The 8657-nt window shown below is 66.8% G+C and carries 8 protein-coding genes and 1 pseudogene; 8 read left to right on the forward strand and 1 reads right to left on the reverse strand.

Annotation, left to right across the window (positions count from 1 at the left end):
• A partial coding sequence (locus TEP_RS04240) for a DUF3011 domain-containing protein (protein ID WP_132826449.1) occupies positions 1-545 on the reverse strand: 545 nt, incomplete at its 3' end.
• Between the two features lie 160 nt (positions 546-705).
• On the opposite strand from TEP_RS04240, the gene aspS reads away from it, so the two are divergent.
• The 8 genes and pseudogenes from aspS to TEP_RS04280 all read left to right on the forward strand — a co-directional run.
• Positions 706-2457 (forward strand): aspartate--tRNA ligase, encoded by a 1752-nt coding sequence (aspS, locus tag TEP_RS04245; protein WP_132824388.1) that lies wholly within the window; start codon positions 706-708, stop codon positions 2455-2457.
• Positions 2458-2473: 16 nt separating this feature from the next.
• Positions 2474-2809, forward strand: coding sequence for a DNA primase (locus TEP_RS04250; protein ID WP_132824389.1), 336 nt, complete (start codon positions 2474-2476; stop codon positions 2807-2809).
• A gap of 31 nt (positions 2810-2840) precedes the next feature.
• On the forward strand, positions 2841-3362 hold the full coding sequence (locus TEP_RS04255) for a GNAT family N-acetyltransferase (protein WP_132824390.1): 522 nt from the start codon (positions 2841-2843) through the stop codon (positions 3360-3362).
• A gap of 77 nt (positions 3363-3439) precedes the next feature.
• Positions 3440-4072 carry an alpha/beta fold hydrolase gene (locus TEP_RS04260; RefSeq protein WP_025874679.1) on the forward strand — a complete coding sequence of 211 codons (633 nt, stop codon included), beginning with the start codon at positions 3440-3442 and terminating at the stop codon, positions 4070-4072.
• A gap of 176 nt (positions 4073-4248) precedes the next feature.
• Positions 4249-4980 carry a YebC/PmpR family DNA-binding transcriptional regulator gene (locus TEP_RS04265; protein WP_032975140.1) on the forward strand — a complete coding sequence of 244 codons (732 nt, stop codon included), beginning with the start codon at positions 4249-4251 and terminating at the stop codon, positions 4978-4980.
• 129 nt (positions 4981-5109) lie between these two features.
• Positions 5110-5631, forward strand: coding sequence for a crossover junction endodeoxyribonuclease RuvC (gene ruvC / locus TEP_RS04270; RefSeq protein WP_093818726.1), 522 nt, complete (start codon positions 5110-5112; stop codon positions 5629-5631).
• Positions 5632-5644: 13 nt separating this feature from the next.
• Positions 5645-6238, forward strand: a complete 594-nt coding sequence (ruvA, locus tag TEP_RS04275; protein ID WP_132824391.1) for a Holliday junction branch migration protein RuvA — start codon at positions 5645-5647, stop codon at positions 6236-6238.
• Between the two features lie 48 nt (positions 6239-6286).
• Positions 6287-8200: pseudogene (locus TEP_RS04280) on the forward strand (potassium transporter Kup); the annotation flags it as partial.
• Positions 8201-8657 lie beyond the last annotated feature (457 nt).

The following is an 8657-nucleotide window of genomic DNA, read 5'->3' on the forward strand; positions in this document are numbered from 1 at the left end:
CCATTGCCCCCACCATTGCCGCCGCCCCATCCACCGCGGGCCTCGGCGAACTCGGCGCGGCAGCCGCGGTTGACCCAGATCGCGCCGTTGCGCACGCCCCAGTTCTGGCCTTCCACGCACTGCGTGCCGGAGATCTGCCGGACCACGCGTGCGTTGCGCCAGCCCACCGGGCAGCTGCGTTCGCGGTTGTCCTGGCTTTCGCAGCGCACGGTGCCGCTGTTGCCGTTGCCGTTGCCACCACCCCAACCGCCGCCGTTGCCGCCATCCCAGCCGCCTCGGCCCTGGGTGAATTCGGCGCGGCAGCCGTTGTTGACCCAGATGCTGCCATTGCGGGTGCCCCAGGTTCGGCCTTCCACACAGGCCGAGCCGGACAGCTGGCGGACCAGCCGGGCATCGCGCCAGCCGGTGTTGCAGACGCGTTCGCGGTTGTTCTGGCTCTCGCAGCGGACCACCCCGTCCTGCGCGGCGGCAGGGGCGGAGTGCAGGGCGAGCGCGGTAAAGGTGCCAAGGATCACGGCCAGGCTGGCCAGGGACTGCGGTTTCATGGCGACATCCCCATGCGGGAGTAGGTGCGCGACTATAAGGACGGGGGCGATCAAGCCCGCGTGACCGTCCGCATTTGCCCCGGCCGGGGCCTCGGCCGCAGAATAAGAGGCTTTCCGGCCCCCATCAGGCGCCGGCGTTCTCCAGCGGAGCTTTCCCCCCATGCGTACCCACTTCTGCGGCCTGGTCGATGAGACCCTGATTGGCCAGACTGTCACCCTCGCCGGCTGGACCGACGTGGCCCGTAACCAGGGCGGCGTCTGCTTCATCGATCTCCGCGATCATGAAGGCATCGTGCAGGTGACGGTGGAGCTCGACAACGCCGAAGTGTTCGCCGTGGCCGCCTCGCTGGGCTATGAGGACGTGCTGCAGGTGGAAGGCGTGGTACGTGCCCGCCACGCGGTCAACGACAAGCTGCGCACGGGCAAGGTGGAAGTGATCGCCACCGCCATCACCGTGCTGAACAAGGCCGCGCCGCTGCCGTTCCACGCCCACGAGAACCCGGGCGAAGAAACCCGCCTGAAGTACCGCTACCTGGACCTGCGCCGTCCGGAGATGCAGCGCATGCAGCGCACCCGCATCAAGCTGGTGCAGGCCCTGCGCCGCCACCTGGACGAAAAGGGCTTCCAGGACATTGAAACGCCGATCCTGACCAAGGCCACCCCGGAAGGCGCACGCGACTTCCTGGTGCCGGCGCGCATGCACCCGGGCGAGTTCTATGCCCTGCCGCAGAGCCCGCAGCTGTTCAAGCAGATCCTGATGGTGGCCGGCTTCGACCGCTACTACCAGATCGCGCGCTGCTTCCGCGACGAGGCCCTGCGTGCCGACCGCCAGCTGGAATTCACACAGCTGGACATGGAGTTCGCCTTCGTCCGCGAGCGCGACGTCCAGGACTTCGTCGAAGACATGATCCGCGCCATCTTCAAGGAAGTGGTCGACGTCGAACTGGATGCCAGCTTCCCGCGCATGACCTGGGCCGAGGCGATGCGTCGCTATGGTTCGGACAAGCCGGACCTGCGCATCGCGCTGGAACTGGTGGACGTGGCCGAACTGGTCAAGACCAGCGAATTCCCGGTGTTCACCGCTGCTGCCAACGATGCCGATGGCCGCGTCGCCGCGCTGCGCATCCCCGGTGGTGCCAGCCTGTCGCGCAAGCAGATCGACGAGTACGCCGCGCACGCCGCCAAGTACGGTGCGAAGGGCCTGGCCTACATCAAGGTGGGCGAGAACGGGGAAATCAGCTCGCCGATCCAGAAGTTCTTCAGTGCAGAGGGCTTCGCCGCCCTGGTCGCCCATGTCGGCGCCGGCAACGGCGACATCGTGTTCTTCGGTGCCGGCGGCTACAACAAGGTGTCCGACTTCATGGGCGCGCTGCGCCTGAAGGCCGGCAAGGATTTCAGTCTGGTCGCCGACGGCTGGGCACCGTTGTGGGTCACCGACTTCCCGATGTTCGAATGGGACGAGGAAGCGCAGCGCTACGTGGCCCTGCATCACCCCTTCACCGCGCCGGCCGTGGACGACATCGCCGACCTGCGCGCGCACGCCAAGACTGCCGTTTCGCGCGGCTACGACATGGTGCTCAACGGCAATGAAATCGGCGGCGGTTCGATCCGTATCCACCGCCCCGACATGCAGAGCGCGGTGTTCGAACTGCTCGGCATCGGTGCCGAAGAAGCCCGTGCCAAGTTCGGCTTCCTGCTTGACGCGCTGAACTACGGCGCGCCGCCGCACGGTGGCATCGCCTTCGGCATCGACCGCATCGCCGCGCTGATGGCCGGCACCGAGTCGATCCGCGACGTCATCCCGTTCCCGAAGACCACCGGTGCGCAGGATCTGATGACCGACGCGCCGTCGCCGATCGTCGACGAGCAGCTGGCCGAAGTGCACATCCAGGTTCGCCCCAAGAAAAACTGATCAGGAGATCCAGGCAATGACCGAGTTTGCGTTTTCGCTGGAGTGGGAAAAGCTGGGCAATGAAGGCTCCGAGGCCAACCTGGTCACCGAGCGTGCACGTGTCTTCGGTGGTTGGCTGGTCCGTGTCGGTACCAACCCGTCGGCCATGGCCCTGACCTTCGTCGCCGACGGCGAAGGCCGCTGGGACGGTGAAGACTTCGGCGTCGAGGATTACGAAGACGACGAAGAGGAAGAGTACGACGAGGACGAGGAAGGCGAAGAAGAGGAAGACGGCGAGGAAGAAGAGGACGACGAGGAATACGAAGAAGAGGAAGAGGAAGACGACGACAAGGAACCGGCGGAGCGGGCTTGACCCGAACCGTATCCTGACGTCAACTCGACCCATGTATTCGATCCGCCGCGCCACCGTGGACGACGCGCCGACCCTGTCGGCGCTGGCCGCACGCACGTTCACCGAAACCTTCGGCCATCTGTATCCGCCGCAGGACCTGCAGGCCTTCCTCGACGAGGCCTACACGGTCGAGCGCCAGCGCACGATCCTGGCCCACCCCGATTACGCGGTGTGGCTGCTGGAGCTGGACGGGGAGGCGGTCGGCCATGCCGCCGCCGGCCCCTGTGGGTTGCCGCATCCGGACGTGAAGCCCGGTGACGGTGAGCTCAAGCGCCTGTACCTGATCAAGACGCAGCAGAGCTGCGGCTGGGGCAGCCGCCTGCTGGAAACCGCGCTGGCCTGGCTGGAGCACGACGGCCCGCGCACGCTGTGGCTGGGCGTGTGGTCGGAAAACTTCGGCGCGCAGCGCTTCTACGCCCGGTATGGTTTTGAAAAGGCCGGCGAGTACCTGTTCCCGGTGGGCGATACCAACGATCTTGAGTTCATCCTGCGCCGTCTGCCGCATCCGGCCTGAAAGCGTTCACCGCCGCTTGCCCCCGGCTTGTGTTCAATCACCGTAGTTCCGCCCCGCTGACCGCCAGGCTGTTGCACATGACTCCCCCCGTTCTGTTGTTGCATGGCATCTGGAATGCCCGTGCCTGGGTCGGGCCGCTGGCCTGGCGCCTGCGTGCGCGTGGCTTCCAGGTCCATACCTTTGGCTACTCGTCCGTATTTGGCGGCCCCGATGTGGCCGTGCCGCAGTTGCTGGAGCGGCTGGCAGATGCCGGCCCGCTGTCGCTGGTCGGGCACAGCCTGGGGGGCCTGCTGGCGCTGGAAGCCCTGCGCCGGCAGCCGCAGCTGCCCGTGCAGCGCGTGGTCTGCCTGGGCTCGCCACTGCGGGGCAGCGGCACTGCGCGCTCGTTGTCCGAACATGGTTGGGGCCTGGCCCTGGGCCGCAGCAGCGAGCTGCTGCTGGACGGGCTGCCGGACTGGCAGGGCAAGGCTGCGGTTGGCCTGATCGCCGGCTCGGTGCCGCATGGGCTGGGCAGCCTGCTCGGGGCGCTGGATGACGATTCCGACGGTACCGTGGCGCTGGCCGAGACCCGCCTGCCGGGCCTGGCCGACCACTGCGTGGTGCGCACCAGCCACAGCGGCCTGGTGGTGTCCCCCGATGCCGCGCGGCAGACCGCGCATTTCCTTCGCCATGGCCAGTTCGACCATGGCCGGGACGCCGCCGCCGCGTAAGGCGGTTCGCCGGGCATGACCCGGCGCTACCGCCCTGCCTTGGTGGGTGCGAACCGTTGGTTCGCACGCTCTCGCCGGGCCATGCCCGGCGGCATCCATCCGTCCTCGACACGGTCAGCGGGCCCGATCAGGTAGAATCCGCGGCCTTATCCATCAACGCACGTACGGAAAGACCCATGGGTAGAGGCCCCTCCATCGAAAACCGCAAGAACGCGTCTGACGCGAAGCGCGGCAAGATTTTCACCAAGATCATCCGTGAGATCGGCGTGGCCGCCCGCGGCGGTGGAGGCGACCCCAACAACAACCCGCGCCTGCGTGTGGCCGTGGACAAGGCGCTGACCGCGAACATGTCCAAGGACGTGATCGAGCGCGCCATCAAGAAGGCCACCGGTGAACTGGAAGGCGTCGAGTACGAAGAGATCCGCTACGAGGGCTACGCGCCCGGTGGCGTGGCCGTCATCGTCGATTGCCTGACCGACAACCGCGTGCGCACCGTGGCCGATGTCCGCCACGCGTTCAGCAAGTGCGGCGGCAACATGGGCACCGAAGGCTCGGTCAGCTTCATGTTCAAGCGCGTGGGCGTGCTGCACTACGGCGCCGGCGCCGATGAGGACGCCATCTCCGAAGCGGCCATCGAGGCCGGTGCCGATGACATCGTGGTCTACCCGGAGGATGGCGCGATCGACGTGCTCACCGCCGCCGACAGCTTCCACGCGGTCAAGGATGCGATGCAGGCGGCTGGCCGCACGCCGGATCACGCCGAGTTGACCTTCCGTGCCGACAACGACATCAAGGTCGAGGGCGACACCGTCCTGCAGGTCAAGAAGCTGCTGGACATGCTGGAAGACCTCGACGACGTGCAGGACGTGTACTCCAACGCCGATCTCGGCGCGGACGCCTACGCCTGAGCGGACGCTGCGCCGGTCGCCTTTGGCGGCCGGTGAGCGGACAATGCGGACCATGATGACCCCAGACGTTTCCAGCCATCACCGCCGCATGCGTCCTTCCCGGATCAGCGGCCTGCGTGCGTGTGCCGCATGACCCGCATTCTCGGCATCGACCCGGGTTCACAACGGACCGGGGTCGGCATCATCGATGTCGATGCCAGCGGCCGGGTCAGCCACGTGCATCACCAGCCGCTGGTGCTGCTCGGTGCCGATGATTTCCCGCAGCGCATGAAGCTGCTGGTGCTGGGCCTGGCCGAGCTGTGCCTGCAGTTCCAGCCACAGGAAGTGGCCATCGAAAAGGTGTTCATGGCGCGCAACCCCGATTCGGCGCTCAAGCTGGGCCAGGCCCGTGGCGCGGCGATTTCGGCGGTGGTGCTGCGCGACCTGCCGGTGCACGAATACGCCGCCAGCGAGATCAAGCTGGCCGTGGTCGGTCGTGGCGGCGCCGAAAAGCAACAGGTTCAACACATGGTCGGGCTCATGCTCAACCTGAAAACCAAGCTGCAGGCCGACGCGGCCGACGCGTTGGCCGTGGCCATCACCCATGCCCACGTAAGGGCAACGGCCAACCGCCTGGGGCTGACTGCCCGCCAGGCGTGGGGCCGCAAATGAGGAGCTGCACGCAATGATCGGTCGACTGCGCGGAATCGTCGCCTACAAGGCGCCGCCGTGGCTGGTGGTGGACGTCAATGGGGTGGGCTACGAGCTGGAGGCGCCGATGAGCACCTTCTACGACCTGCCCGAACTGGGCCGTGAGGTCACGCTCTACACTCATTATTCGCAGAAGGAAGACAGCGTCTCGCTATACGGCTTCCTGCGCGAAGGCGAGCGCCGCCTGTTCCGCGACGTGCAGAAGGTCAGCGGCATCGGCGCGAAGATCGCGCTGGCCGTGCTGTCCGGGGTCACCGTCGAAGAATTCGCGCGCATGGTCCAGGCCGGCGACATCACTGCGCTGACCCGCATCCCCGGCATCGGTAAGAAGACCGCCGAGCGCATGGTGCTGGAACTGCGTGACCGCGCCGCGCAGTTCGGTGCCGGTGGCGCACTGCCGACCGGCAGTGGCCCGGCCCCGGCCGATCCGCTGTCCGATGCCACTGTGGCCCTGCAGCAGCTGGGCTACAAGCCCGCCGAGGCGGCGCGGATGGCGCGCGAGGCCTTCAACGACGGCGACGAAGTGGCCACCGTCATCCGCAAGGCCCTGCAGTCGGCGCTGCGCTGAGCCGCTCCGCTTCCTTTCCATTACACCCTGAGCTTCGCCAGGAGCCCCATGTCCAGCAGTCAAACCCCGCACACCGCCCCTGGCGGCCATGGTCACGCTCCCCCCGCCGGGGGCCTGGCGCTGATCATCGGTGCGATCGGCGTGGTCTTCGGCGATATCGGCACCAGCCCGCTGTACACCCTGAAGGAGGCGTTCTCGCCGCACTACGGGCTCAACAGCGACCACGACACCGTGCTGGGCGTGCTGTCGCTGGCGTTCTGGGCGCTGAACATCGTGGTCACCCTGAAGTACGTGACCATCATCATGCGCGCCGACAATGACGGCGAGGGCGGCATCATGGCGCTGATGGCGTTGACCCAGCGCACGCTGCGCAACGGGTCGCGCTCGGCCTACGTGGTCGGCATCCTCGGCATCTTCGGCGCCTCGCTGTTCTTCGGCGATGGGGTGATCACCCCGGCGATATCGGTGCTGGGTGCGGTCGAAGGCCTGGAGGTCGCTGCCCCCGGGCTGCACGCCTTCATCGTGCCGATCACCGTGGTGGTGCTGCTGGCCGTGTTCGCGGTGCAGCGCTTCGGTACCGCGAAGATCGGCAAGCTGTTCGGCCCGATCACCTCGATCTGGTTCATTTCGCTGGCCGCGATCGGCATCTACAACATCGTCGACGCGCCGGAAGTGCTGAAGGCGTTCAACCCGTGGTGGGCGATCCGCTTCTTCATGGAGCACGGCTGGCACAGCATCTTCATCCTCGGCGCGGTGGTGCTGGCGGTGACCGGTGGCGAGGCGCTGTACGCCGACATGGGCCACTTCGGTGCCAAGCCGATCCGCCACGCCTGGTACTTCTTCGTGCTGCCCTGCCTGGTGCTGAACTACCTGGGGCAGGGCGCGCTGGTGCTCAACCATCCCGAGGCGGTGAAGAACCCGTTCTTCGAGGCGGTGCCGTCGTGGGCGCTGTACCCGATGATCATCCTGGCCACGATGGCGGCGGTGATCGCCTCGCAGTCGGTGATCACCGGTGCGTTCTCGGTCTCGCGCCAGGCCATGCAGCTGGGCTACATCCCGCGCATGCGCATCAAGCACACCTCGCACGACACCATCGGCCAGATCTACATCCCCGGCATCAACTGGGGCATCGCGGTGATGGTGATCGGCCTGGTGCTGGCCTTCCGCAGCTCGTCCAACCTGGCCGTGGCCTACGGCATCTCGGTGTCGGCCACCATGCTGATCGATACCCTGCTGCTGGCCCTGGTCGCACGTTCGCTGTGGCCCAAGGCACGCAACTGGATCCTGCCGCTGTGCGTGGTGTTCTTCATCATCGATCTGGGCTTTGTCATCGCCAACGGCGCCAAGCTGCTGCAGGGCGCCTGGTTCCCGGTGGTGCTGGGCATCTTCCTGTTCACCATGATGCGCACCTGGCGCCGTGGCCGCGAACTGCTGCGCGACGAGATCCGCAAGGACGGCATCCGCATCGACACCTTCCTGCCGGGCCTGATGCTGGCGCCGCCGGTACGCGTACCCGGCACCGCGGTGTTCCTCACCGCCGACCCGACCGTGGCCCCGCATGCGCTGATGCACAACCTCAAGCACAACAAGGTGCTGCACGAGCGCAACGTGTTCCTGCACGTGGTGACCCTGCCGGTGCCGTACGCGGCGGAAGGGCAGCGCCTGAAGATCGAATCGGTGGGCGATGAGTTCTATCGGGTCTACGTGCGTTTCGGCTTCATGGAGACCCCCGACGTACCGCTGGCGCTGATGCGCTCGTGCGACCACGGCGGCATCTACTTCGACCCGATGGACACCACCTTCTTCGCCAGCCGCGAGACCATCGTGGCCACCGCCAACCGCGGCATGCCGATCTGGCGCGACAAACTGTTCGCGCTAATGCACCGGAATGCCGCGCCTGCGACCGGCTTCTTCCGGATTCCGGGTAACCGGTTGGTGGAGCTGGGCGCGCAGGTGGAGATTNAATCTCCACCTGCGCTACGTCCCACGATTTGCTGCGCAAATCGTGGGCCCCGCCCGCATTCCNCCTTANCCCCCCGCCTGTCGGCGCGCCCCCTTGAAACGCAGGCGCCGTTGGCGCCGGCGTTCCGCGCATTCCGCCTTAACCCCCCGCCTGTCGGCGCGCCCCCTTGAACAACAAGGGGGCTCCACTTTCGGAGGCGCCGCGCGCCAGAAGCTGAGCCCGCTCTGCTCCTCAGTTCCCTCCACGCGTGGATCTACCTTGTCGACCAAGGTCGACACCCACCAATAGCAGGGCATGCCGTGTCGACCAAGGTCGACACCTACCAGGAGCAGGCCATGCCATTCCGACAGATAGCGGGAACCTGTCGAAGGCGGGGTGGGTCCGGTTGCGGGGGCGTGAGCCGCATGGATGCGGCGACCGAGCTTACATGGACGTACTTGCAGCGTCCCCCGCAAC

Source organism: Stenotrophomonas sp. TEPEL, from assembly GCF_004348785.1.
Taxonomy (GTDB): domain Bacteria; phylum Pseudomonadota; class Gammaproteobacteria; order Xanthomonadales; family Xanthomonadaceae; genus Stenotrophomonas; species Stenotrophomonas indicatrix.